Raw genomic sequence first — 24,571 nt, forward strand, 5'->3', positions numbered from 1 at the left:
GGCGTCACCGATCACCCCGCCCCGGCTCTGGCGTCAGCGCGGGAGCGCCACCGTGGTGTCGTCCTCAGGTACGGGAGCGGTCGGCTCCGGGGCCGGCTCTTCGAGCTTCGCGGCCTTCCCGGCGAGGGTGCGGATCTCGGGCAGGTCGTCGTAGAGGTGCTGACCGGGGCACTCGGTCGGGTAGCCGTCGCGGTGGCCGGGGATGCGGGGCAGCGTGGCCTTCTGGCCCGCCTTGTACTTGCCGTTGTCGGCACCGGCGGTCAGCACCACCGTCCCGGTCGGGTCGATGCCGTACAGGCCGAGCTTCCAGGCCGCGACCTTGGCGACCGACTCGCGCACGGCGGTGTTCGCGGTCGTCTTGTTGTAGTCGCCGAGCACCGAGACGCTGCTGGTGCCGGTGTTGAAGCCGTAGGTGTGCGCGCCGAGGACGGGTTTGTCGATGCCGCCCGCACGCCCCTCGAAGACCGTGCCGCACTTGTCGACGAGGAAGTGGTAGCCGATGTCGTTCCAGCCGTTGCTCCGCACGTGGTAGAGGAACACGCCGCGCACGACGGACGCCGACTCGGCGCAGGAGTAGTCGTTGGTGCCCGCGGTGTGGTGGACGAACATCGCCTGGGTGCCGGTGGTGTAGGTGGGCGGGTCCTTCACCAGGGACTCGTCGGCACCCCAGCCGGAGCGCGACGTGACGGCGGGGCGTTCGGCGTTGGGCCCACCGGCAGCCGGTTCGACCGCGGCCGGTTCGTCGATGTCCGGTTCGTCGAGGTCCGGTTCGACGACCGTGGTGTGCACGGCGTCCGGCCCGCCGTCCGGGTCGACCAGCTCGACGCGCAGCCCCTCGGGCAGCCGTGCGCCCGACACCCGCACCTGGACTCCGTCCGAGGGCCCGGTCCACAGCGGCTGGGTGCCGCCGCGGACCCCGGCGCGGAGGCGGTCGGGTCCGGTCTCCGGCGTACGGACGTCGGTGTCGAGCGCGCGCCACAGGCTCCATGCGCCGCTCTCGCGGGAGCGGGTGCGCACCAGCGCGGTGCCGTCCAGGGCCGCGTCCGGGTCGTCCCAGGTGACACCGATCAAGCTGAACGGCTCGGTGCCGCGCGGGGCGAGGGACCGCTCGTGCGGGTCGCCGTCCGGCACCCGGACGGTGTGCACGCCGTCGGAGGAGGAGGCCCGGGCGGGTGGGGTGAGGCCGAGCGCGCCGGCGGCCAGGGCGGTGGCGACGGCGGTGTGCAGCAGGAGGCGTGTCATTCGGGGCTCGATTCCGGTCCACTTGGGGGCGGCGGGATGTCGTGAGTCATTCCCGTCCGCCGAGCCGTCCGTTCGCCCGCCCGGAGAAATCCGGCGAACGGAGGACGGGCCCGCCGGCAACGACAGGGGCCCCGCGCGGTGCGCGGGGCCCCTGTCTCAACTGGACTGACGACTTGTCACGGGGTCAGCGTCTGGCCCAGACGGGCGTCCGTCGGGGTGCCCAGCGTGGACTTGCTGAAGATGACGGAGTCGGCGTAGCCGAGGCCGGTGCTGTTGCTCGGCAGGTGCAGCAGGATGCCGTCCGTGCTGTCCTCGCCTTCCGCGCCGAACGTCAGGTCCGCTCGGCCGTAGCCGGACAGGTCCGTCAGCGACACCGCCGAGCCGAAGGTGTCCCCGCTCTCGGAGACCCCGGGGACGCCGGAGGTGTCCTGCGAGATGCCGATCGAGCCGGACCCGGTGAGCCCCGAGGAGGTGCCCTTCAGCAGCACCGCGTTGCCCGCGTTGACGCGGTTCACACCGTCGCGCGGCCAGTCTTCGTTCGGGACGCCCACGAGTGCGTCCGCGTAGCCGTCGGCGTTGTGGTCGCCGACCGAGACGGAGCTGCCGAAGGCGTCACCGGACTCGTTGCCGCCGGGCACGTACGCCGTGTCCTGGTGGACGACCTTCATGCCGGTCGTCGTGAATCCGGTGGAGGTGCCCAGGAGCATGGTGACCTGACCGGCGCTGGATCCGCCCGACTCGGACGTGACCGGCTGGCCGATGACGAGGTCGTCGTAGCCGTTGCCGTCGACGTCACCGGCCGCGAGGGAGCGACCGCCCTTGACGGAGATGACGCCCACCTTGGTCAGACCGGTCGCCGAGCCGGCGAAGCGGACGACCCGGCCGATGCCCCCGGTGTCGCGGTAGTTGAGGGCGATGTCCGCGTAGCCGTCCCGGTTGAAGTCGCCGGTCGCGGCGTCGAGGTAGGAGACGGCGCCCGTGGCCGTGGTGAGGGTGCCGTACTCGGTGGCGCCGCCGGTCAGCCGGGCGTTCCAGTTGCCGCCCTTGCCGGTGCCGGCGGAGAAGACGTCGGCCTTGCCGTCGCCGTCGAAGTCGCCGACGGCGACCGTGGAGCCGAGCTTGGCCCCCGTGGAGGTGACCCCTGACGTGGTGTAGGAGAAGCCGGAGTCGAGGGCCGGGCCGTACAGCACCGTGACCGCGCCGCGGTCGGCGTGGCCGCTGGTGTCGTCCTCGCCGGGTGCGCCGATCGCGAGGTCGGCGTGGCCGTCGCCGTTGACGTCGCCCCACGCGGTGGACGTGCCGAAGCCGTCACCGGACTCGTGGGAGCCGGGAACGCCGGGGCTGCTCTGGCTGAGCGTCACCTTGGCGGCACTGACCGGGCCGTCGATCCCGCCCGGGACGACGGTGACGGTGCCGCCGCCGCTCAGGGCCCGGGGCGTGCCCGCGACCAGGTCGGTGACGCCGTCCCGGTTGTGGTCGGAGGTGGCGAGGGCGTGCGAGATGCCCGGGGTCTTGGCGACCTGGGCGATCCGGGTGAGCTGGGAGTAGAGGTTCGCGCCCGGGCAGGCGGTGGCGTTGGTGTCCCGGTGGCCGAAGACCCGGGGCAGGGTGATCGAGGTGCCCTTGGCGACCTTGTTGCCGTCCTGGCCTGCCGGGCTGCCGGAGCTGAGCGTCACCTTGCCCGTCGGGTCGATGCCGTACATCCCGAACTTCCAGGCCACGAGCCGGGACATGGCGTCGAGCGCGGCACGGCTCGGCCGGGCCTTCTCGAAGTTGCCGATGTACGAGATGCCGACGGTGTCGGTGTTGAAGCCGACGTCGTGGGCGCCGGTGACCGGCAGGTCCATGCCGCCGCTGCGGCCCTCGAAGATCTGGCCGCACTTGTCGACGAGGAAGTTGTAGCCGAGGTCGTAGTAGCCGCGCGCGAAGTGCTCCTGCTGGATCGAACGCAGCCGGGCGCGGGACTGGGCGCAGGACAGGGTGTTGTCGCTGTCCATGCCGGTGTGGTGGACGACGGCGGCCTTGATCTCGGTGCCGTAGGCCGGTGTGCCGTCGTAGTCCGTGGAGGCTCCCCACTCGGCCTGCGTGATGATCGGCGGCTTGACGACCGTGGAGGGGCGGGGCGCGGGGACCGTGGGGGTCGGGGACGGGGAGGCCGTCGGGGCCGGGGAGGCGGGCGCCGACGGGGACGCCGTGTCGCCGGGGGTGCCGGTCGGCGAGGCCGTCTCGGTGGGGTCGGCCGTCTCGGTCGGAGTGGCCGTATCCGTCGGGGTGGCCGTATCCGTCGGAGAATCGGTGGGGACCGTCGGTTCCGTGGTCGGGGAGGCGGTCTCCTCGGCGTAGGCCGCGGGCCGGATGCCGCCCTCCGGGTCGGTGCCCGGGTCGAGGAGCTTCACGTCCATGCCGGCGGGCTGGCCGCCCGCCTCGGTGCCGTCCGCGTTCACGACGCGCACCTCGACACCGTCGGCGTCGCCGGTCCAGAGGGACTCGGTGCCGCCGCGCAGCGCGGCCCGCTCGCCCTCCGCGCCGTCGGCCTGGCCCGGTTCGGCCGACAGTTTCTGCCAGCCGGACCAGCGCCTGCTCTCCAGATCCCTGGTCCGCACCTCCGCCGTGCCCCGCACCGGGGCGTCGGGGTCGTCCCAGGTCACGAGCACCGCGCTGAACCGGTCGGTGTCCCGCTTGGCCAGGCCCTTGCGCCCGGAGCCCTTGTCCTTGAGCTTCACGGTGTGGACGGCCGGCTTGCGGCTCTGGGACGCGCCGTCGGCACCGCCGGGCGGATCGGCCATCGCATAAGTGACGATCCCTGCGCCGCTCAGGACGACGGCGCTGACGGTCAGCCACACCCGTCTCTTCAGACCGAGCGGTTTGTACGCACGCGTGCTGCGAGGACTCAACTACCCCACCCCTAGAACTGGACACATCGGCACCCGCTGTCACACAGGCGCCACTCACCCAGCGCACATCTGTGGCCAAACATCACCCGGTTGTGCCGCTGCGGCGGTCCGCAGGGCGCGGGGAAATCCCGCCTGCTGTGACATTTCTCCGGAGCCCGGCGCTGATGATCGTGGAGGACGTGGCACGGACGCGTTCCCCGCGGTACGGGCGCACAGGGCAGGGCATGCCGGGCATCCGGGATGTCCCGGCCGGAGCGCACCCGCCGCGAACCGGTACGGACGAGGACGGTTTTTGGGCCAGCGAGGGGAACCCCGGCGCGAGCAGCCGCGCGACGGGGAACTGGGCGCGGCCGTCGCGCGGGCCCAGGACGGTGACGAGGCGGCTTTCGCGGTCGCCTACCGGATCGTGCAGCCCGGACTGCTCGGCTATCTGCGCGGACTGGTCGGGGAGGACGCGGAGGACGTGGCATCCGACGCCTGGCTGGAGATCGCCCGGGACCTGGGGCGGTTCAAGGGCGACGGTGCCGGTTTCCGCGGCTGGACGGCGACCATCGCCCGGCACCGGGCGCTGGATCATCTGCGCCGCCAACGCGTACGGCCGAGGTCGTCCGCGCTGGAGCAGGACGTCCTGGACCTGCCCGGGCCGCACAGCACGCACGACCAGGCGCTGGAGGCCATGTCCACCGAGCAGGCCCTGCGGCTGGTCAGGGGCCTGCCGCAGGACCAGGCCGAGGCCGTGCTGCTCCGCGTCGTGGTGGGGCTGGACGGGCCGGCCGCCGCCCGCGTCCTCGGCAAGCGGCCGGGTGCCGTGCGGACGGCCGCGTACCGGGGCCTGAAACGCCTCGCCACCCGGCTGGGCGCCGAAGGTGTGACGGATGAGGCTCCCCGGACGCTGGGGGAGTCGAAATGAAGGATGACGGCGGGCCGGGCGGAACCTCCGGGTCCGGTGCCCTGAACAGGGCGGACGAGCGGGACGTATGGATCGGAACCGGAACGTCGGGCCGGTCGGCCGGACCGGTCGGGTCGTACGGGCTGTACGGGTCGAACGGGCGATACAGGTCATACGGGTCGTACGGACCCGGCGGGCATCGCGGGACGTGTGAATCGAGCAGGGACGGAACGGAACATGGGTGAACATCAGAGCGACGGCGGGTTCCCGGGCCGCCGGCGTGTGCACCCTGGGGATTCCGCGTACGGCCACCGGGCGGCGGCGCGGGACGCCGACGGCCGGCTGCCCGGTCACCGCGGGACGGCCGGCCTCGACAGCCTCGGCTCCCGTCGCGTCCTGGACGAAGCCGAGCTGGAGGCGCTGCTCGTGGCCGCCCTCATCCGGGACCGGATCGACGGCGAGGCCGAGCAGCGGGCCGTGGCCGCGTTCCTGGCCGCCCGGGACGCCGGCGCCCACCGGGCCCGCAGCCGCCGCCGGGACGACTGGCGGCCCAGGGAGCGCCGGCATCCGGGACGTTCGCTGAAGACCACGCTCTCCGTGCTGCTCGCCAGTCTCACGCTGGGCGGGGTCGCGGTCGCGGCGATCGGCTCGGTGGGGTCCACGGACGGCGCCGACGACCGCGGTCGCCCGCCCGCGCCCACGCGTGCCCCCGGCACCTCGGCGGGCGAGCCCAACGGCACGGCGCCCGGTTCCGCCTCCGCGCGCCCGGACCGCCCCGCCCCCGCCCGGGACACCGAGGCCCGCTGCCGCGCCTACGAGCAGGTCGACGGCCGGGGCAAGGCCATGGAGGCGACGGCCTGGAAGCGCCTCGTCGAGGCCGCGGGCGGTGAGAGGAACGTCACCGCGTATTGCGCCGAGCAACTGGCCCGGGCGGAGGCGAAGCCCGGCAGCACCGCGAAACCGGAGAAGAGCGCGGAAGCTCCCGGTTCCACCGGCGCCGACAACCGCTCGGGCAACGCGGACACCGGCGCGGGCAACGCGGACGACGGCGCAGGTAACGCGGACAACGGATCGGGTGCCGCGCGGAGCGGCGGGGACGGTGCCGCCGACGGCGCCTCGTCCGGGGACCAGGGCGGGCCCGCCCAGCCCGGCCGCCGTCCGTAGCGGAATTCGCCAACAGGAGCGGGAGCGTCACGCGTCGGCGCCCGGCCCGCACCGCCCAGGGGCCCGGCCACACCGCCCAGGCGTCCTTGCCCAGCCTTGTCAGGCAGCTCGCCGGCGGGTGAGGTGGGCGCCATGACCTCCTCGTATCCGGCCGCCCTGCCCCTGCTCATCGGCATCGTCGCCGCCGCCGTCACCGCCTTCGGTCTCACCGGATACGGCTTCCCGGCGATCGGCAGGGGCGGCCGGGGGGCCGTGGCACGCGGTGGCGCCGCGCTCGCCGGAGCCCTCGCCGCACTCGCGTACGTGTGGGGCCTGATGTCGCTCTTCCTCGACGAGAGCGGCACCGCCCAGGCCTGCCAGGACGCGAACGCTTCGCTGTACGGGCAGGTGAGCGGGTACAGCGTGTCCTATCTGCCGCCCGCCCTCGACTGCCGCATGTCGTCAGGTGGTTCGTACCCGGCAGCCGTCCCCGGCTTCCTCACGCCCGTGATGACGGGCTGTACGATGATCGCGGTGACGCTCGCCCTGATCGCCGTCGCCGAACACCGCCGTATCCCACGCGTCGAAGCGCCGGGCCGCTGATGCCGGTGTGAGACGGCACTCATCGGACTACACCATGGGCCAGTGCGGGAAGTGCCGCTTCGAAGTCGCTCCCACGCTGACGGTGGGCGGCCTGAGCGATGTGCGCGGAGACGGCCGAGGCCGCCACCCCCCACAGGAGAGGCCCCGGCCGTCGCGCGGTACGGGCCGCGCGGCGGCCCGTACTACCTACAGCGCCCGGGGTGCGTTTTCTGTCACACCCCAGCGTGTCACGGCTTAGTTGCATCCTGGGCGGACATGGACGGGGAGTGGTTTCAGGTCGTAACGTGCCTTTCGCGCCAACGCGGAGGCACGAAGACCACCGCAACCACCTGCGGTCTTGCTACCGCAACGAACTGCGGTCCTGTTACCGCAACCATCAATTGAGGAACCACGACGGCGAGAACCCGGTCCGCGAAAGCGGCGCCGGCTCAGGCGCAGAAAGGCGCGCGGTGCTGGGGGACGACGCGGAGCTGACCGCCGCGGTGCGCGCGGCACAGGACGGAGACGAGACCGCTTTCCGGACTGTGTACCGGACCGTGCACCCGCGGCTGCTCGGGTACGTACGGACGCTGGTCGGCGACCCCGACGCCGAGGACGTGACGTCCGAGGCCTGGTTGCAGATCGCCCGGGACCTGGAGCGGTTCACCGGTGACGCGGACCGCTTCCGCGGCTGGGCCGCCCGTATCGCCCGCAACCGCGCGCTGGACCACATACGCATGCGCGGGCGCCGCCCCGCGATCGGCGGCGACGAGACGGAACTGACCGGCCGGGCCGCCGAGTCCGACACCGCCGACGAGGCCATCGAGGCGCTCGCCACCGACGGCACGTTCTCCCTGATATCCCGGCTGCCGCAGGACCAGGCCGAGGCGGTCGTGCTGCGCGTAGTCGTGGGGCTCGACGCGAAGACCGCCGCGGAGACCCTCGGCAAGCGTCCGGGCGCCGTCCGTACGGCGGCCCACCGGGGCCTGAAGCGGCTCGCCGAACTGCTCGGCGAGGATCCGGAGGCCGATCCGGAATCGGCCGGGGTGCTCGACGCTCTGCCGCCGCAGCGAGAACCGCGCGGCGGTGCCATGGCGTCCGCACGTGTGACGCAAAGCGTCGCGCGGACGCAGAAGGATGTGTGATGGCCGACGAGCAGTACTGGTGGCTGGACCGTGAAACGGCGGAGCGTTTGCTGAGCGGAGAGCCACCCGAAGCTGTCGACGGCGCCACGCCGGGCGAGGCCGAACGGCTCGCCGCAGCCCTCCGCGCGCTCTCCGCCTCACCCCCTCCGACCAGCGACGAACTCCCCGGTGAGGCCGCGGCGATGGCCGCCTTCCGCAAGGCGCGCGCGGAACGCGCCGACACCGGAGCTGCCCCCGCGGCCGACGGCGGACAGGCTCGTACCGGGGTCGCCGACGCCGGTCTGGTCCGGATCGCGACCCAGCGCGGCAGCGGCTCCGGCGACGTCCGGCGGCCGCGCCGGGCCCGCCCCGCGCGCCTCGCCCTGGCCGCCGTGCTGGCCGTCGGCATGGCCGGCGGTGCCGCCGTCGCAGCCGGAACCGGAGCCCTGAAGGCACCGTTCGACAACGACGACCCCCGCCCCGGCTCCTCCGTCTCGGCCGCTGCCACTCCGCCCGAGCGCCCGCTGGTGTCGCCCTCGCCGAGCGACGCCGCGCAGGGCGGGTCCACGCCCGACGACACCCCGAGCGGCGGCTCGACGGGCGGCGCCGGTGACACCGGACGGGACGCGGCGGGCGACGACCCGGCCCCGAAGCCCGACTCCGGCGACCGGGGAGACCGCTCCGGCGACAGCCGCGGGAAGATCGCTGCCGCCTGCCGCGACCTCCGCGACGGAAAGCGGCTGGACGCCGACCGCGGGCGCGCCCTGCGGGACGCGGCGGGCGGCTCCCGGGTCTGGAAGTACTGCAAGGGCGTCCTGTCCGGGTCCGGCGGCCGCTCGGGAGAGCGGCGGGACGAGGACACGGACCGGCGCCACCGCGAGGACCGGTCCGGGAAGCAGGACCGGAAGCGGGACGAGGACGGGAAGAAGGCCGAGCGGAAGGCCGGCAAGCGCGCCGACCATCGCGCCGACAGGCGGGACGGCGACGCTGACGCCGCGGACCGCGGCCGGTCCACGCGGTCTCTCGCACCCCTGCGACCTGCGGTTTCGTACCCCGTGAAAATCTCCTCGCCGAAGGTGTGACGTTTTCGGCCGCCCCGGCGCAGTAATGAGTGAGCCGACTGGTCATCGGCCGTCGCACAGAGCCGGGGTTCCCCCCGTACCTACGGCTCGTGCACCTGAGCGCGGGCGGGACACGTTCCCCCGGTCCCGCCCGCGCCCCAATCTCCCTTCCGCGTCCTCACCAGGACACGACGACCTTGTCGCCGTCGCGGACCTGCGCGTACAGCTCGGCGATCGCCCCCTCGTCCCGTACGTTGACGCAGCCGTGCGAGGCGCCCGCGTAGCCTCGGGCCGCGAAGTCGGGGGAATAGTGCACGGCTTGGCCGCCGCTGAAGAACATCGCGTAGGGCATGGGCGAGTCGTAGAGCGTCGACACGTGGTCGCGGGACTTCCAGTAGACGGAGAACACACCCTCCCGGGTCGGTGTGCCTTTCGAGCCGAAGCGGACCGCCATCGTCGACACGGTCCGGCCGTCGATCATCCAGCGCAGCGTCCTGCTCGTCTTGTCGATGCAGAGCACCCGCCCGGTCGTGCAGCGCGGGTCCGGCGGATCGGCCGGCTGGCCGCCCATGAGGTACAGGTCCCAGGTGCCCGGCTCGCGGGTCATCCGCAGCAGCCGCTGCCAGGTGACGCTGTCGGCCTTCCCGGTGCGCGGCAGCCCTCGCTTGCCCTGGAAGCCGCTGACCGCACGCTCCGTCGACTCGTCGTACGTCCCGGTCGGGCCGTCGAAGAGCCAGGCGACCTGCCGCAGCCGGGCCTGGAGCTCGCGGACGTCCCGGCCGGTGTCGCCGCGGGACCACAGCACGCGGGCCGGGACGGGGGCGGCGCTGGGCTTGTCGTCGCCGGGCGGGTCGGGAGTGGTGCTCGGCCCGCCGCCGTCGTCGGGGGACCGGGCCGGGGACGGGGTGTCGCCGGGTAACTCGATGTGCACCGGTGAGCGGCTCTTCCCGCCGCCGTCGGGGGCCTGCACGGTACAGCCGGCCAGCACGGCCGCCCCGGCTACTGCCACTGCGATCGCTGCTCTCCCCATGCCCGTGGTACGCACACGGCCCTCCGTCGTCTCACCGGTGTGCCCGGATGTCACCTGAGATGTTCCCCTGGGGTGACCCTTCGCGAACCAGGGGGCATGGTGGTGAGCGAGGTCCCTTCGGTCCGTCCTGCGGGAGGCATCAGACCATGGCGCGCGAGTCGGAGTCCGGACTGCCCATCGAACCGGTCTACGGGCCGGACGACCTGCGGGACTGGGACCCGGCGGAGAAGCTGGGCGAGCCGGGGGCGTATCCCTTCACCCGTGGCGTGTACCCGACCATGTACACAGGCCGGCCCTGGACCATGCGCCAGTACGCGGGCTTCGGCACGGCCGCCGAGTCCAACGCCCGCTACCGGCAGCTGATCGCCCACGGCACGACGGGCCTGTCGGTCGCCTTCGACCTGCCCACCCAGATGGGCCACGACTCCGACGCCCCGCTCGCGCACGGCGAGGTCGGCAGGGTGGGCGTCGCCGTCGACTCGATCGACGACATGCGGGTGCTGTTCGGCGGCATCCCGCTGGACCAGGTCTCCACATCGATGACGATCAACGCACCCGCGGCCCTGCTGCTGCTCCTCTACCAGCTCGTCGCGGAGGAGCAGGGCGTCGGTGCCGGCCGGCTCACCGGCACGATCCAGAACGACGTCCTGAAGGAGTACATCGCCCGCGGGACGTACATCTTCCCGCCGAAGCCCTCGCTGCGCCTGACCGCCGACATCTTCAAGTACTGCCAGGCCGAGATCCCGAAGTGGAACACGATCTCGATCTCCGGCTACCACATGGCCGAGGCGGGCGCGAGCCCCGTGCAGGAGATCGCCTTCACCCTCGCCGACGGCATCGAGTACGTCCGCACGGCGGTGGCGGCCGGCATGGACGTCGACGACTTCGCGCCCCGCCTGTCCTTCTTCTTCGTCGCCCGTACGACGCTCCTGGAGGAGGTCGCCAAGTTCCGTGCGGCGCGCCGGATCTGGGCGCGGGTGATGAAGGAGGAGTTCGGCGCGGAGAACCCCAAGTCGCTGATGCTGCGCTTCCACACGCAGACGGCGGGCGTCCAGCTGACGGCCCAGCAGCCGGAGGTGAACCTGGTCCGCGTCTCGGTCCAGGCCCTGGCGGCGGTCCTGGGCGGCACCCAGTCCCTGCACACCAACTCCTTCGACGAGGCGATCGCGCTGCCCACGGACAAGTCCGCGCGCCTGGCCCTGCGTACGCAGCAGGTCCTCGCCCACGAGACGGACGTGACGGCGACCGTCGACCCCTTCGCGGGCTCCTACGCCGTCGAGAGGATGACGGACGACGTGGAGGCCGCGGCCGTCGAGCTGATGGCCAAGGTCGAGGAGCTGGGCGGCGCGGTGGAAGCCATCGAGCGCGGCTTCCAGAAGAACGAGATCGAGCGCAGCGCCTACCGCATCGCCCAGCAGACCGACTCCGGCGAACGGGTCGTCGTCGGCGTCAACCGCTTCCAGCTCGACGAGGAGGAGCCGTACGAGCCCCTGCGTGTCGACCCCACCCTGGAGGCCCAGCAGGCGGAGCGCCTGGCCAGGCTCCGCGCGGAGCGCGACCAGCCGGCGGTGGACACGGCCCTGGCCGCCCTGAAGAAGGCCGCCGAGGGCGAGGACAACGTCCTGTACCCGATGAAGGACGCCCTGAAGGCCCGGGCGACGGTGGGCGAGGTGTGCAACGCCCTACGGGAGGTGTGGGGGACGTACGTCCCGAGCGACGCGTTCTGATCCTCCTGCCGCCCCCGTGCGACACTCCCTTCCATGTTCGGTGTCATCGATCTGCCCACCTACCTGGCGGGCCTCGTCCTGATCGTTCTGCTGCCCGGTCCCAACTCCCTGTACGTCCTGTCCGTCGCCGCCCGGCGCGGTGTGCGTGCCGGGTACACCGCCGCGGCCGGGGTGTGGTGCGGGGACACCGTGCTGATGACGCTGTCGGCGGCCGGGGTCGCGTCCCTGTTGCAGGCCAACGCCGTGCTGTTCGGAATCGTGAAGTACGTGGGGGCCGGCTATCTGGCGTGGCTGGCCGTAGGCATGCTGCGGGCCGCGTGGGGAATGTGGCGGACGCGTGCGGAGCGGTCCGCCGGTGCGGAGGCTTCCGCGCCCGCCGGGGAGCGCCCCTTCCGCCGCGCCTTCGTGGTCAGCCTGCTCAACCCCAAGGCGATCCTCTTCTTCGTCGCCTTCTTCGTGCAGTTCGTCGACCCCGGGTACGCCTATCCCGCCCTGTCCTTCGTCGTCCTCGGCGTTTTCGCCCAGCTCGCCAGCGTGCTCTACCTCAGCGCGCTGATATTCGGCGGCACCAGGCTGGCCGCCGCCTTCCGCCGCCGGAGGCGCCTGTCGGCGGGAGTGACCTCGGCGGCGGGCGCGCTGTTCCTCGGGTTCGCGGTGAAGTTGTCCCTCGCGAGTGCGTGATCAGACCCCGGCGCGCTCCAGGTACTGCCGCAGTCCGTCGCCCGTTTCCCCCGCCCAGCCCACATAACCGTCCGGCCGCACCAGGAACAGGCCCCTTCCGTACGTCGCCTGCTCCGCCCCGCTGACCCCGTGCACCGGCCCTGGCAGCGCCGGTGCCTCCGTCCCCACCGCCACCAGCGTCCAGTGCGGTCCCCGGAAGGCGTCGAAGAGCCGGACGCCGTCCAGCTCGCCGTCCGGTGCGCGGTCGCCGGCCCGGAGGGCGCCCGGGGCGGTACGCGTCTCCCGCGTGAGTGACGAGTCCCGGTATCCGAGCCCCAGTTGGCGGGTCGCCGCGCCGCGCCGCGTCTCGCCGCGGTGGACGCTCGTCGACAGGCCGAGCATGTCCGCGGCGATCGGCCGCCGTTCCTCCTCGTAGGTGTCGAGGAGCGACACCGGCGCACCGCCCGTGAGCACCGCGCCCAGCTTCCAGCCCAGGTTGTAGGCGTCCTGGACGCTGGTGTTGAGGCCCTGGCCGCCGGCCGGGGAGTGCACGTGCGCCGCGTCGCCGGCGAGGAAGACCCGCCCGGAGCGGAAGCGGTCCGCCAGGGCCGCCCGGGGGCGGAAGTCCGAGGCCCAGCGCACCTGGGTCACGGCTTCCGGCGCGAGGCGCGAGCGGGCGGCGACGACCTTCCGTATGCCCTCCAGGGAGAGGTCCGGGGTCGTCCCCTCCGGGAACCGCGCCACCAGCTGGAAGTCCTCCGTGCCGACCAGCGGGCAGATCGCGAGGAAGCCGTCGCCGTCGCCGCCCGGCGGGAAAACGTGCCAGTTGTCCCGGTCCAGGCCGCTGATCCGCACGTCCGCCACCAACGTCGGGTTCGGGTCGACGGTCTCGCCCGTCATGCCGATGCCGAGCAGTCGGCGCACCGTCGAGCGGCCGCCGTCCGCCGCGACGGCGTACCGGGCGGTGACGGGCTCGCCGGAGGTGAACTCCGCGCGGACCCCGTCCGCGTCCTGCGTCAGGCCGACGACCTCCCGGCCGAAGGCCACCTCCCCGCCCAGCTCCTCCAGCCGTGCCCGCAGGATCTGCTGCGTGCGCCACTGCGGCACCATCCAGGGCCCGGTGTACGGCGAGTCCTCGCTCTCCTCCGCAGGGTCGAACATCCGGTGCTCGCCCGCCCGCCTGCCGTCCTGCCAAATCATCCCCATCGGGTAGGCGCCGCCCGCCGCGCGGATCGCGTCGAGCACGCCCAGGTCGTCGAAGACCTCCATGGTGCGCGGCTGGATGCCCTTGCCGCGCGAACCGGGGAACAGTGCCCCGGCCCGCTCGACCACCAGCGCGGCCACCCCACGCCGGGCGAGATCGATGCCGAGCGCCAGACCGGTCGGGCCCGCGCCCACCACCAGTACGTCCGTGTCCATGAGATCTGGGCCTCCGTCTCCTTAACGCTGTTAAGTGCTGTCCCGAGGGTCGCCTTAACGGTGTTAAATTGTCAAGCGTGAGTACGGAACGACGCGCGCCCCTGGACCGCCGACGGGTCGCGGACACCGCGCTGCGGCTGCTGAACGAGGTGGGCCTCGACGGCCTGACCCTGCGCGCCATCGCCCGGGAACTGGACGTGAAGGCGCCCGCCCTCTACTGGCACTTCAAAGACAAACAGGCGCTGCTCGACGAGATGGCGACGGAGATGTACCGCCGGATGGTCGCCGGGGCCTCGCTCGACCCGGGTGACACCTGGCGGGAACGGCTGCTGAAGGTCAACCGGGGGCTGCGTGCCGCCCTGCTGGACTACCGGGACGGCGCCAAGGTGTTCAGCGGCTCACGCTTCACCGGCATCGAGCACGCCGGGCAGATGGAGGACAACCTGCGCCTGCTGACGGCCGCCGGCTTCACCCTCGCCCAGGCGGTCCGGGCGCTCACCACGGCGTATCTGTACACGCTGGGCTTCGTCACCGAGGAGCAGGGTGTCCAGCCGCTGCCGGGTGAGCGGCGTGAGGGCTACGACGTGAACGAACGCGCCCGCCTGATGGCCGACTTTCCCTTGTCGGCCCAGGCGGGCGCGGAGATCTTCGAGGACTACGACGGGCACTTCGAGGAGGGACTCGCCCTCGTGATCGTGGGGATCGGGGCGCGGTACGGGGTCTCATGACACCCCGGGTCAGGCCCGCTTCGCGCGTGCCCGCCGTACGGCCCGGGTGACCACGGGGGGCAGCAGGTCCTTGGCGAGCCGGCGGGCCCGGGAGGGGGCGGGCCGGGCCGGGCGTGCCGCGCGGGACTCGGTGACAGGGGCGGCCGGGGGACCGGCAGGCACCGGGGCCACGTAGTGCCGGGAGGGCGGGAAAGCCGGCGGCTTCATGCCCCTGGACCGGGCGCGGACCAGCCGGTGCCCGGCCGCCTCCTGCACGCTCAGCCCGACGTCCGTGCGCTGCCGCAGCATGTCGAGCAGCTCCTCCTGGAGCGGCTCGGGGTCGCCCCAGGTGCCGTACAGCTTCTGCGTGCTGAGGCAGACCGGGCGCAGCCCCCGGTTGAGGACGGCCTCCCAGGCGGCGACCGAGACGCCCGGCGTGTGCTCGGAACGGAAGTCGTCGAGGACCACGATGCCCTCGGGCAGCAGGATGTCGTGGGCGGCGCCGATGTCGCCGTACACGTGCTCGTACAGGTGCGAGGCGTCGACGTGGACGAAGCGGCAGGTGTCCGGGGCCACCTTCTCGGACACCACCGAGCTGGGGGCCGCGATCACCGTCGGCAGGGTGTCGTGGAAGGAGAGGTAGTTCCGCTCGAAGGCCTGCTGGGTGAGCGAGGCGTACGACTTCGTGGACTCCGCCTTGTTGGCCTCGTCCGGGGCGTCGCCCTCGAACAGGTCGCAGACGGTGAACTGCTCGCCGTCCTGGAGGTGGTGGCCGAGGAGGATCGCGCTCTTGCCCATGTAGACGCCGAGCTCCAGCAGGTCTCCGCGCATCCCCTGCTTCTGCTGCCGCTCCAGGAACCAGGTGAACAGCATCTGGTCCAGCGGCGGGAACCAGCCCGGGACGTCGGTGAGTTCGCCGGGGTACGTGTCGGTCGCTTGTGCGTTGGTCATGAGACGAGCCTTCTCCCTGAGCGGTGCTGAAACCGACGGATGGTTGAACGTCCCGTGAACAGCTCAGCGGGCCTTGGCCAGCAGGGCCCTCAGTCGTGGTGTCAGCGGCTTCTCCACATACTGGTTCAGCAACCACGCCAGCCCCAGCATTGAGGCCACTGTCAGGGCGAATGTCGCCGCGGACGGCAGACCCAGGCCGCGGTGCAGGGCGTGGATCACCACCCAGCCGAGGTGCTCGTGGACGAGGTAGAACGGATACGTCAGCGCCCCCGCCACGGTCAGCCAGCGCCAGTTGGCCCAGCGCAGCCAGCCCAGCGCGATCGCCGCGACCGCGACGAAGCCGAAGGTGACGACGAGCATGATGCCGAGCGAGGAGCGGTACGAGAAACCGCCCGCGTCGGGGGCGTGCCACAGGCTCTGCACCGCGAAGTGCTGACCGATCAGCCAGCTCACGGCGACGATGCCCCACCCGTAGGCGTCCCGCCGGTCCAGGTGGAGGAGGTAGAGGCCGACACCACCGATGAAGAACGGGGCGTACTCCGGCATCACGACGATGTCGAGCAGCGGCATGTTCGCGTTCTGCGCGATCACCGTCGCCAGCATCCAGCCGGCGCAGAACATGATCACCCGGCGGCGGTTCGCCCCGGGGAGCACGACGCACAGAGCGAACAGGGCGTAGAAGCGGACCTCGGCCCACAGCGTCCAGCAGACCCCGAGCACCCGGTCCACGCCCAGCGGCATCTGAAGCATGGTCAGGTTCACCAGCGCGTCGCTCGGCGAGACCGCCTTGTAGGCCACCATGGGCAGCGCGAACACCGCCGTCACGAGCACGACCGCCACCCAGTAGGCGGGCAGCAGCCGGGAGGCGCGGGAGGCGAAGAACGACTTCAGCGGCCGGCCCCAGCCGCTCATGCAGATCACGAACCCGCTGATCACGAAGAAGACCTGGACGCCGAGGCAGCCGTAGGCGAAGTACTCGTGCAGCGTCGGGAACTGCTCCTTGGGCGAGCTGCCCCAGGCCTCGGAGACCTCACCGTCGCGCCCGCCGTAGTGGTACGCCGCCACCATCAGCGCGGCCACCAGCCGCAGCCCGTCCAGGGCGCGCAGCCGGCCGCCGGAGTCCTTCCGGCGCGGTGGGACGGTCGTGGCGCCCGGTGGTTCGACCAGCACGGTGACTTCGGGCCGGGGTTTTGGGGTGCTGACGACCGTCTCGGTCACGCTGAAAACCTCTGTAGTAGCTCGTATGTCCTTCACCTGAGCCGCCAGGGGCGGGCAGGGCGCCGGTGTCACCCTAGGGCGGAGGTTGACGCTAAAACGTTCGACGGAGTCAGCCTTCGCCTGCCGGTCCCCATGGGTTCATCTGGATGTCGCCGAGCCCGGCCGCAGGACGGGACCGCCTCAGCGGCGCACCGCCTTGCGCAGCGCCCGCGCCCGCCGGACCACGCGGCGTGCCGTGGAATTGCGGGGCAGGAACGCCAGCCGCTGCGGAATACCGCCGGGCAGTCCGAGCGAGGTGAGACGGCGCTTCTTGAAGTACCGCCGGGTGCGCGGACCGAGATGGCGGGCGAGGAACGCCTCCGCCCGCGGGCGCAGGTCCGGATAGATCTGCGGCTGCATGGTGAACCCGACCGCGGTCACCAGGTCGGACAGCAGCTCGGCCGGCAGCAGGTCGCCGTCCTTGCCGCCGTCCAGGTCGGGCAGCAGCGCGTCCGCCAGGGTGGTGGGGATCCGGTTGCTGTTCTGATAGGGCGTCAGCCGCTCCAGCAGCAGCTCGGTGCCGATGCGCGCGACCGGCAGCTCGTAGAGCACCGAGGCCGTGAACAGCGCCGTGGAGAAGCAGCCGATGACGAGCGCGGGCCGGGTCCGGTCGAACAGCACCTCGGCGAGCACGGGCGTGTCCAGCACGGTGAGGTCCACACCGAGCTTCCCGGCCTCGGTCTCCAGGGCGCGGCTGTAGCGGGCCGGTGCGGTCGGGTGCGGTTTGAAGACGACTGTGCGGTGGCCGCGGGCGACCGCGCCCCGCATCATCCGCACGTGCAGGTCCTCTTCCTCCTCGGGGGAGAGGATGTTCAGCGCCGACAGGTACTGGCCGAGCAGCAGCGCCGCGTCGCCGGGCAGGTCGGGCAGCTCGGGGACGGTCTCGGTGACCTCGCCCAGCACCTTGAGGAACGCGGGCGACGGCACCAGACGCGCCGGGACCTCGAACTCGGTCAGCAGCATCGGCGTGAGCCCCGGCACCAGGTCGAGGTGCAGCAGCCGCCGCACGCGCGTGCCGACCAGCGGGTCGAGCTTGTTGCGGGTGGGGCCGTAGCTCATCAGCCCGTCGGCGTAGACGTCGATGGGGGCGTCGGTGAACAACTGCGCCACCGTGAGCGCGGGCGCGACCTGGATGGACTCCAGGACCAGGCTCACGCGGTCGTCGCCGAGGCCCCACAGCATCCGCAGATAGCGCTCGAAGAGCGGGATGTCGTCGGAGCGCGGCGACCAGGCCCCGGGGTGGAACGGGCGGATGGCGTCGTTCCAGGACAGCACGTCGTCGAAGTGCTCGCGCAGCGGCGCGAAGCCCGGCATCTCGTCGAGGGCCGGGGTGGTCTCCGGGTTCGCGGAGTTGTTGAACACCAGCAGCACCCGGCGGTCCGGCTCCTCGAAGAGGTCGGAGTCGATCGCGGCGGCCAGGGTGGCGACGCCGTACAGCGTCGAGGCGCAGAAGATCTGTGTGGTCCCGGGCATCAGGCGGCCGCTCCCGCCGGTGTGACCCTGCGCCGCAGCCGCCGCAGCTTGGACGAGCGGTCCATGTCCATGGCCTCCAGTGCGTCACCGAGCGCGTCCTGCGGCATGCGCTTGATGGCCGCCGCGCTCATCGACCGCAGCTGCCTCGCCACGGCCGGTTCGAACCTGTCTTCGTTGGAAAGGTGGTGCGCGATGATCGCGCAGTACGTCCGTACCGCCTTCGGCAGCAGCCGGTCGGCCTCACGGTCGGCGGCCGTCTCCTCGATCACCTGGTCGAAGGCACGGATGAAGTCGAGCTGGCGGACATCGCCGATCTGGGTCAGGGACGAGGCCACCCCGCGCCGGTAGAACACGCCCAGCAGGCTCACCACGGCGAACGACTCCGCCTCGCGGTGCAGCTTCCAGATCCACGGCCGGTCCTCGGCTGTGCGCAGACCGTCGGTGAAGTGGAGCACGCCCCGGTCGAGGAGGCGGCGGTGGTAGGCGCCGGCCCAGGCGTAGGCGTAGTCGACCGAGGTCGAGCGGTGGGAGGGGAGGATCGCCTCCCGCGGGTCGAAGGCCTCCCAGCGCCGGCCGACCGGCACCCGGGACACGGAACGGGCGCGCGCGGTGGCCTGCACATGGTCGGTGCGGATGAAGTCGCAGCCCAACTCGTCCAGGGCGGACACCAGTTCGGCGAGATAGCCGGGGGCCAGCCAGTCGTCGCCGTCCAGGAACGTCAGGTACTCGCCCTGCGCCGCGTCCAGGCCGGTGTTGCGGGCGGTGGCGAGCCCCCCGTTCTTCTCGTGTCGGATGTAACGCACTTGCGCGACATCCGAAAGGTCCTCGGCCGCCCGTTCGAGAATGGCCGGTGTTTCGTCCTTCGAATGGTCGTCGACCAGGATGAACTCGAAATCGCGGTCGGCGTTCAACCGAAGGCTTCTGAGGGTGTCCGGGGCGTATTGCTGCACGTTGTAGAACGGCACGATCACGGAAAGCTTAGGCACCCGCAAAACGTTAGGAGGCCGTCCGGCTCGGCAACTTTCCGGTGCACATACACTGGGTGAACTCAATGTGTCAGAACGGTGCACCCCGTGTACTTCCCGGTTCGCCACGGGCCAGTTCGGCTCCCGGTGGGGTGTTGTTAACTTTTCGTTGAGTCGCGGTTCCGCCATACCTAGGAATTGCTTCCTAGCGTCTTCAGCGTGCCAGCAAGTACACCGAAGCGCCCGCGAATCGCCGTCCTCGCGGACTCCGACACCCGATGGAAATGGGGTGCGCTCACCGCGCACCGCATCGCCCCGGGACAGTCCATGGAAACCGCACCGCGCGAGGCCGCGCAAGTCGGCCCCGCCCTCGACGGATTCCTGCTGCGCGGCCGGGCCACGCCCACGCCGCGCCAGCTCGAGGAAGTGGGCGTGCGCGCCGACTCGCTGCGGGAGGTCACCGCCGTCGAGTTCCTGCGCACCATGGCCGAGGAGTCCTACGACGTCCTCGTCCTCGCCCTCGTCGGCGGCGGTGTGCAGGCGATGCTGCACGGCCTGGGGCGCGTCTGGGAGAACCGGACCTCGCGGCCCGTCGTCGTCACCGGCTACGTCGGTGTCGTCTACGAGAAGCTCGCCGACGGCCTGCTGCTGCGGCACGGCGCGGACCTGGTCCTCGCCAACTCCCGCCAGGACGCGGACCGTTTCCGGGCCGTCTACGAAGGGGTGGGTGCCGACGCCTCGTCGGTGACCGAGGTGGCCCTGCCGTTCCTCGGCGGTGCGCCCTACACCGGCGAGCACGACCCCTACACGGTCGTCTTCGCCGCCCAGCCCTCCGTCCCGGAGAGCCGCAAGGACCGTACGTACCTGCTGAACCGGCTGGTGCAGCACGCCCGCAGGCACCCCGAGCGCGAGGTGCTGCTGAAGCTGCGGTCCCGGCCGGGCGAACACACCACCCACATCGAGGAGTTGCCGTACCAGAAGCTGGTGCAGCGCCTCGATCCGCCGGCCAACTTCCGCCTGGTCTACGGGAACATGGGCGAGGTCCTCGACCGTACCGACCTGCTCGTGACGGTCAGTTCCACGGCCGCCCTGGAGTCGCTGCACCGCCGCATCCCGACCGTCGTGCTGACCGACCTCGGCGTCCGCGAGGCCCTCGGCAACCACCACTTCGTGGGCTCCGGCTGCCTCGCCTCCTGGGACCAGCTCGACGCCGGGCACCGGCCGGCGCCCGACGAGGAGTGGGTCGCCCGGCAGGGCGTCGTGGCCGACGGCTCCTACGAGTCCGCCTTCGACGCGGCCCGCGAACGCATCGCCAAGCTGCTCGACCGGCCCGGCGGCCTGCCGCCGCTGACCCCGTACTACACACCCGTCACCGCGCCCGGCTACCTGCCCGGGATCCTCGCCCGCCATCACCTCGGCCCGGACGGCACCCCGCTGCCCGGCGCGCCGGCCGCCGACAGGGAGCCCGGTCCGGTCCGGCAGATCGTGCGCCGGGCGGCGCGCGGCGCCTACCGGCACGGCGTGCAGCGCGTGGCGCCCGTCATCCGGCGGATGGGGGAGCTGTGAGCCGCCCCGAGCCCTCCGCCCAAGGAGCCCAAGGAGTACACCCCATGTCCCATCCGGAAGCGGGCCGAGGCGCCTCGGTGCGCCGCGTGCTCGCGGTGATCCCCGCGCGCGGCGGCTCCAAGGGCGTCCCCGCGAAGAACCTCCTCCCCGTCGGCGGTGTCCCGCTGGTGGCGCGGGCGGTGCGCGAGTGCCGCGCCGCCCGGCTCGTCACGGACGTCGTGGTCTCCACCGACGACCAGGCCATCGCGGCCGCCGCCCGTCAGGCCGGCGCCGAGGTCGTGCTGCGGCCCGCCGCCATCGCCGGCGACACGGCCACCTCCGAGGCCGCCGTCCTGCACGCCATGGACGCGCACGAGGCCCTGCACGGCGCGGTCGTGGACGTCGTGCTGCTGGTGCAGTGCACCAGCCCGTTCATCACCCGCGAGGACGTGGACGGTGTCGCCGCCGCCATCGTCGAGGACGGCGCCGACACGGCCCTCACCGTGGCCCCCTTCCACGGCTTCGTCTGGCGCGACGCCGAGGACGAGGTCGCCGCCGGCACCGTCGCGGAGGCTGACGCGGCCACAGGCGGCGGCTACGGCGTCAACCACGACAAGTCCTTCCGCCCGCGCCGCCAGGACCGCCCCCAGGACCTGCTGGAGACCGGCGCCGCCTACGCCATGGAGGCGGCGGGCTTCCGCAAGCACCAGCACCGCTTCTTCGGGCGGACCGAACTGGTCCGCACCGACGCCGCGCGCGTGCTGGAGGTCGACGACCCGCACGACCTCGCCCGCGCCCGGGCCCTCGCGCCGCTCTTCGACGCGGACCGGCCCGGCGCGCTCCCGACCGCCGACGACATCGACGCGGTCGTCCTCGACTTCGACGGCACCCAGACCGACGACCGGGTGCTGGTCGACTCCGAAGGACGGGAGTTCGTCTCCGTGCACCGCGGGGACGGACTCGGCATCGCGGCCCTCCGCAGGAGCGGCCTGAAGATGCTGATCCTGTCCACGGAACAGAACCCTGTGGTCGCCGCCCGGGCCCGGAAGCTCAAGCTCCCGGTGCTGCACGGCATCGACCGCAAGGACCTCGCGCTGAAGCAGTGGTGCGAGGAGCAGGGCATCGCGCCGGAGCGCGTGCTCTACGTCGGCAACGACGTCAATGACCTCCCGTGCTTCGCCCTCGTGGGCTGGCCCGTGGCGGTCGCGAGCGCCCACGACGTCGTGCGCGGCGCCGCACGCGCGGTCACCACCGTCCCCGGTGGCGACGGCGCGATCCGAGAGATCGCCAGCTGGATCCTCGGCCCCTCTCTCGATTCCCTCACCAAGTAAGGACATCTCTGCCATGAGCACCAACTCCCGTATCCGCCGTTTCGGTTCGCGCGAGGTCGGCCCGGGCCGTCCGGTCTACGTCTGCGGTGAGATCGGCATCAACCACAACGGCGAGCTCGAGAACGCCTTCAAGCTGATCGACGCCGCCGCCGAGGCCGGCTGCGACGCCGTCAAGTTCCAGAAGCGCACGCCCGAGATCTGCACCCCGCGCGACCAGTGGGACATCGAGCGCGACACCCCCTGGGGCCGGATGACCTACATCGACTACCGCCACCGCGTGGAGTTCGGCGAGGACGAGTACCGCGCGATCGACGACTACTGCAAGTCGAAGAACATCGACTGGTTCGCCTCCCCGTGGGACACCGAGGCGGTCGCCTTCCTGGAGAAGTTCGACGTCCCCGCCCACAAGGTCGCCTCCGCCTCCCTCACGGACGACGAGCTGCTGCGCGCCCTGCGCTCCACCGGCCGCGCGGTGATCCTCTCCACCGGCATGTCGACGCCGAAGCAGATCCGCCACGCGGTCGAGGTCCTCGGCTCCGACAACATCCTGATGTGCCACGCCACGTCGACCTACCCGGCGAAGGCCGAGGAGCTCAACCTGCGTGTGATCAACACGCTGGAGAAGGAGTTCCCGAACGTCCCGATCGGCTACTCCGGCCACGAGACCGGCCTGCAGACCACGCTCGCCGCGGTCGCCCTCGGCGCCACCTTCGTCGAGCGCCACATCACCCTCGACCGCGCCATGTGGGGCTCCGACCAGGCCGCCTCCGTCGAGCCGCAGGGCCTCACCCGCCTCGTCCGCGACATCCGCACCATCGAGGCCTCCCTCGGCGACGGCGTCAAGAAGGTCTACGAGTCCGAGCTGGCCCCGATGAAGAAGCTGCGCCGCGTCGCCGGTGTGGTCGCCGAGGCGGAGATCGCCGACGCGGCGGGCGAGCCGGTCGGCGTCTGAGCCCACACCTCCCACAACCCCCCTTACGACGGGACGGTCGTACGTCGATGAGCCCCCGCGCCGGGAACGCCGGCCCCCACACTCTCGCGTTCGTCGAGAGTCCGGTACAGCTGCTGAACGTGCTGGAGTGGGCGCACGCGCATGCGCCCGGCGTGGGGCTCACCCTCGTGGTGCTGTCACCCGTCGACCCGATGACGCGCGGCCAGCTGCGGCGGATGTCCGACCTGGCCCGCGACGAGGGGCACGAGGTCCGCTGGGAGGAGGCGCGCGGCGGCCCCTTGGCGCCCTTCCAGACCATCGGCGGCCTGGCCGGCCTGCTCCGCAGGGCGCGCCGGGTGGTGCTGGGGGACCCCTTCTCCCGCTACGTCCAGCTGCTGCTGACGATCACCCGGGTCCGCGACCTGGTCGTCGTCGACGACGGCACGGCGACCATGGAGTTCGTCGGCCAGCTTGCCCGGGGCGAACGGCTGGTGCGCTGGCACCGCAAGGGCGGCCGCCCCGGCCCGCGGGACCTGATCTTCGCGCCGGTGTCGGCCTCGGCCCGCCGCCGACTGACCCCCGGCGGCAACCGCAACGTCGAGATCTTCTCCTCCATGCCGATGGAGGAGACCCCGGCGGGCGTCACCGTCAGCGCCAACGACTTCGCCTGGACCCGGACCCGTTTCGGCCCGCCCCGCATCACCAAGGGCGCCGACATGGTCGGCACGTCCCTGGTGGAGACGGGCGTGGTCGACGACGACCGCTACCTGGAGGCCGTCCGCGCCCTGGCCAGGACCCACGGCGCCACCCGCTACTTCGCCCATCGCCGCGAGAGCCCGGACAAGCTCCGCCGGCTCTCGGCGGAGACGGGCCTGGAGATCGTCCGCCCCGAACTCCCCCTCGAACTGATCGCCCGCCGCGGCCCCATCGGCCGGACGATCCTCAGCTTCCCCTCCACGGTCGTCCACACCCTCCCGCTCGCCCTCTCCGGCACCGAGGTCCGCGTCGCGGTCTGCGACATCGACCCGACCTGGCTCACCGACCACGCCTCCCCGCGCGCCCAGGGCTTCCTGTCGGGGGTGACGGGGGCGGCGCGGGATGTGCAGCGGTTGTCCACGACGGGGGCGGGGGCGGGGGATCCGGAAGGTGTGACTGGTTCGAGTGGTTCGACTGGTTCGACTGGTTCGACTGGTCCGGCGGGTGCGACCGGCCCGGCGGGTCCCGTCGGGCCCGGGGGACGGAGAGGCTCGGCGGCTTCCGAGGGTCCGACTGGTCCGGCGGACGCGACTGGCCCGGGGAGTTTCACGGGCACGGGCATGACGGGCCCGGCCGGGACGGCGGACTCGGCGGGTACGGCCGGCCGAGCCGGGACGCCGGGTTCGGCGGACATGGTCGGCCCGTCCGGGGCGGCAGGCTCGGCCGGTATGGCCGGCCCGGCGGGTGCGGTGGCTGCCGGCTGAGGGCCTCGGGCGCCGGCTGGGTCAGCCTCGTCACGCGGACGAGCAGGCGGCGGGGCGGTTCAGACCTCGTGGGCCTGGCGGCCGGACAAGCCGGGCGGCGGGCTCAAGGCCTGCGGCGGCGCAGGCGTCGGCAGCGCGATCCATGTTCCGACCGCGACGGGTTCGGGCATGCCCGGCGAC

The 24,571-nt window shown here is 72.4% G+C and carries 19 protein-coding genes and 1 pseudogene; 12 read left to right on the forward strand and 8 right to left on the reverse strand.

Going from position 1 to position 24,571, the window contains the following annotated elements:
- Positions 1–33 precede the first annotated feature (33 nt).
- Together CP976_RS26990 and CP976_RS26995 are read right to left on the reverse strand one after the other, a co-directional pair.
- Positions 34–1,242: a peptidoglycan recognition protein family protein gene (locus CP976_RS26990; protein ID WP_150482656.1), complete on the reverse strand. Its 1,209-nt coding sequence runs from the start codon at positions 1,240–1,242 to the stop codon at positions 34–36.
- Positions 1,243–1,418: 176 nt separating this feature from the next.
- The gene (locus tag CP976_RS26995) at positions 1,419–4,028 is read right to left on the reverse strand and encodes an N-acetylmuramoyl-L-alanine amidase (RefSeq protein WP_190146882.1); all 2,610 of its coding nucleotides are present in this window, start codon (positions 4,026–4,028) and stop codon (positions 1,419–1,421) included.
- Positions 4,029–4,428: 400 nt separating this feature from the next.
- Here CP976_RS26995 and CP976_RS27000 point away from each other — a divergent pair, with 400 nt between their 5' ends.
- The 5 genes from CP976_RS27000 (at position 4,429) to CP976_RS27020 (ending at position 8,956) form a co-directional block, all read left to right on the forward strand.
- Positions 4,429–5,046 carry an RNA polymerase sigma factor gene (locus CP976_RS27000; RefSeq protein ID WP_150482658.1) on the forward strand — a complete coding sequence of 206 codons (618 nt, stop codon included), beginning with the start codon at positions 4,429–4,431 and terminating at the stop codon, positions 5,044–5,046.
- 216 nt (positions 5,047–5,262) lie between these two features.
- Positions 5,263–6,189: a hypothetical protein gene (locus CP976_RS27005; protein WP_150482659.1), complete on the forward strand. Its 927-nt coding sequence runs from the start codon at positions 5,263–5,265 to the stop codon at positions 6,187–6,189.
- A 132-nt stretch (positions 6,190–6,321) separates the two neighbouring features.
- Positions 6,322–6,771 carry a hypothetical protein gene (locus CP976_RS27010; protein WP_150482660.1) on the forward strand — a complete coding sequence of 150 codons (450 nt, stop codon included), beginning with the start codon at positions 6,322–6,324 and terminating at the stop codon, positions 6,769–6,771.
- Positions 6,772–7,220: 449 nt separating this feature from the next.
- On the forward strand, positions 7,221–7,895 hold the full coding sequence (locus CP976_RS27015; protein ID WP_150482661.1) for an RNA polymerase sigma factor: 675 nt from the start codon (positions 7,221–7,223) through the stop codon (positions 7,893–7,895).
- On the forward strand, positions 7,895–8,956 hold the full coding sequence (locus CP976_RS27020) for a hypothetical protein (RefSeq protein ID WP_150482662.1): 1,062 nt from the start codon (positions 7,895–7,897) through the stop codon (positions 8,954–8,956). The genes CP976_RS27015 and CP976_RS27020 overlap by 1 nt, the downstream gene beginning before the upstream one ends.
- A gap of 157 nt (positions 8,957–9,113) precedes the next feature.
- On the opposite strand, the gene CP976_RS27025 is transcribed toward CP976_RS27020, so the two are convergent.
- The gene (locus tag CP976_RS27025; protein ID WP_167537577.1) at positions 9,114–9,965 is read right to left on the reverse strand and encodes a L,D-transpeptidase family protein; all 852 of its coding nucleotides are present in this window, start codon (positions 9,963–9,965) and stop codon (positions 9,114–9,116) included.
- Between the two features lie 146 nt (positions 9,966–10,111).
- On the opposite strand from CP976_RS27025, the gene CP976_RS27030 reads away from it, so the two are divergent.
- Positions 10,112–11,692: an acyl-CoA mutase large subunit family protein gene (locus CP976_RS27030; RefSeq protein WP_150482664.1), complete on the forward strand. Its 1,581-nt coding sequence runs from the start codon at positions 10,112–10,114 to the stop codon at positions 11,690–11,692.
- A 33-nt stretch (positions 11,693–11,725) separates the two neighbouring features.
- Positions 11,726–12,373 carry a leucine efflux protein LeuE gene (gene leuE, locus CP976_RS27035; RefSeq protein ID WP_150482665.1) on the forward strand — a complete coding sequence of 216 codons (648 nt, stop codon included), beginning with the start codon at positions 11,726–11,728 and terminating at the stop codon, positions 12,371–12,373.
- Here leuE and CP976_RS27040 read toward each other — a convergent pair whose 3' ends face one another.
- Positions 12,374–13,771 (reverse strand): FAD-dependent oxidoreductase, encoded by a 1,398-nt coding sequence (locus CP976_RS27040; RefSeq protein ID WP_150482666.1) that lies wholly within the window; start codon positions 13,769–13,771, stop codon positions 12,374–12,376.
- A gap of 77 nt (positions 13,772–13,848) precedes the next feature.
- Between CP976_RS27040 and CP976_RS27045 the strand changes: the two genes are divergently transcribed.
- Positions 13,849–14,499 carry a TetR/AcrR family transcriptional regulator C-terminal domain-containing protein gene (locus CP976_RS27045; RefSeq protein ID WP_150482667.1) on the forward strand — a complete coding sequence of 217 codons (651 nt, stop codon included), beginning with the start codon at positions 13,849–13,851 and terminating at the stop codon, positions 14,497–14,499.
- A gap of 9 nt (positions 14,500–14,508) precedes the next feature.
- Here CP976_RS27045 and CP976_RS27050 read toward each other — a convergent pair whose 3' ends face one another.
- The 4 genes from CP976_RS27050 to CP976_RS27065 all read right to left on the reverse strand — a co-directional run bounded on the left by CP976_RS27050 (position 14,509) and on the right by CP976_RS27065 (position 19,145).
- A complete protein-coding gene (locus tag CP976_RS27050; protein ID WP_150482668.1) occupies positions 14,509–15,429 on the reverse strand; it encodes a class I SAM-dependent methyltransferase in 921 nt (306 codons plus the stop codon).
- Positions 15,430–15,492: 63 nt separating this feature from the next.
- Positions 15,493–16,647, reverse strand: a complete 1,155-nt coding sequence (locus CP976_RS27055; protein ID WP_150482669.1) for an acyltransferase family protein — start codon at positions 16,645–16,647, stop codon at positions 15,493–15,495.
- A gap of 180 nt (positions 16,648–16,827) precedes the next feature.
- Positions 16,828–18,159, reverse strand: coding sequence for an alpha-2,8-polysialyltransferase family protein (locus CP976_RS27060; RefSeq protein WP_150482670.1), 1,332 nt, complete (start codon positions 18,157–18,159; stop codon positions 16,828–16,830).
- Complete coding sequence (locus tag CP976_RS27065; protein WP_059419255.1) at positions 18,159–19,145, reverse strand: glycosyltransferase family 2 protein; 987 nt, start codon at positions 19,143–19,145, stop codon at positions 18,159–18,161. Before CP976_RS27065 ends, CP976_RS27060 begins: the two co-directional genes overlap by 1 nt.
- 198 nt (positions 19,146–19,343) lie before the next feature.
- Between CP976_RS27065 and CP976_RS27070 the strand changes: the two genes are divergently transcribed.
- The 4 genes and pseudogenes from CP976_RS27070 to CP976_RS27085 form a co-directional block, all read left to right on the forward strand.
- A complete protein-coding gene (locus tag CP976_RS27070; RefSeq protein ID WP_150482671.1) occupies positions 19,344–20,690 on the forward strand; it encodes a DUF6716 putative glycosyltransferase in 1,347 nt (448 codons plus the stop codon).
- Positions 20,691–20,734: 44 nt separating this feature from the next.
- Entirely contained in the window at positions 20,735–22,000 is a 1,266-nt protein-coding gene (locus tag CP976_RS27075; protein WP_150482672.1) for an N-acylneuraminate cytidylyltransferase, read from the forward strand.
- Positions 22,001–22,013: 13 nt separating this feature from the next.
- Entirely contained in the window at positions 22,014–22,952 is a 939-nt protein-coding gene (locus CP976_RS27080; protein ID WP_150482673.1) for an N-acetylneuraminate synthase family protein, read from the forward strand.
- Between the two features lie 47 nt (positions 22,953–22,999).
- Positions 23,000–24,058: pseudogene (locus tag CP976_RS27085) on the forward strand (ferritin family protein); the annotation flags it as partial.
- Positions 24,059–24,571 lie beyond the last annotated feature (513 nt).

This window comes from Streptomyces coeruleorubidus (assembly GCF_008705135.1).
Classification (GTDB): Bacteria; Actinomycetota; Actinomycetes; order Streptomycetales; family Streptomycetaceae; genus Streptomyces; species Streptomyces coeruleofuscus.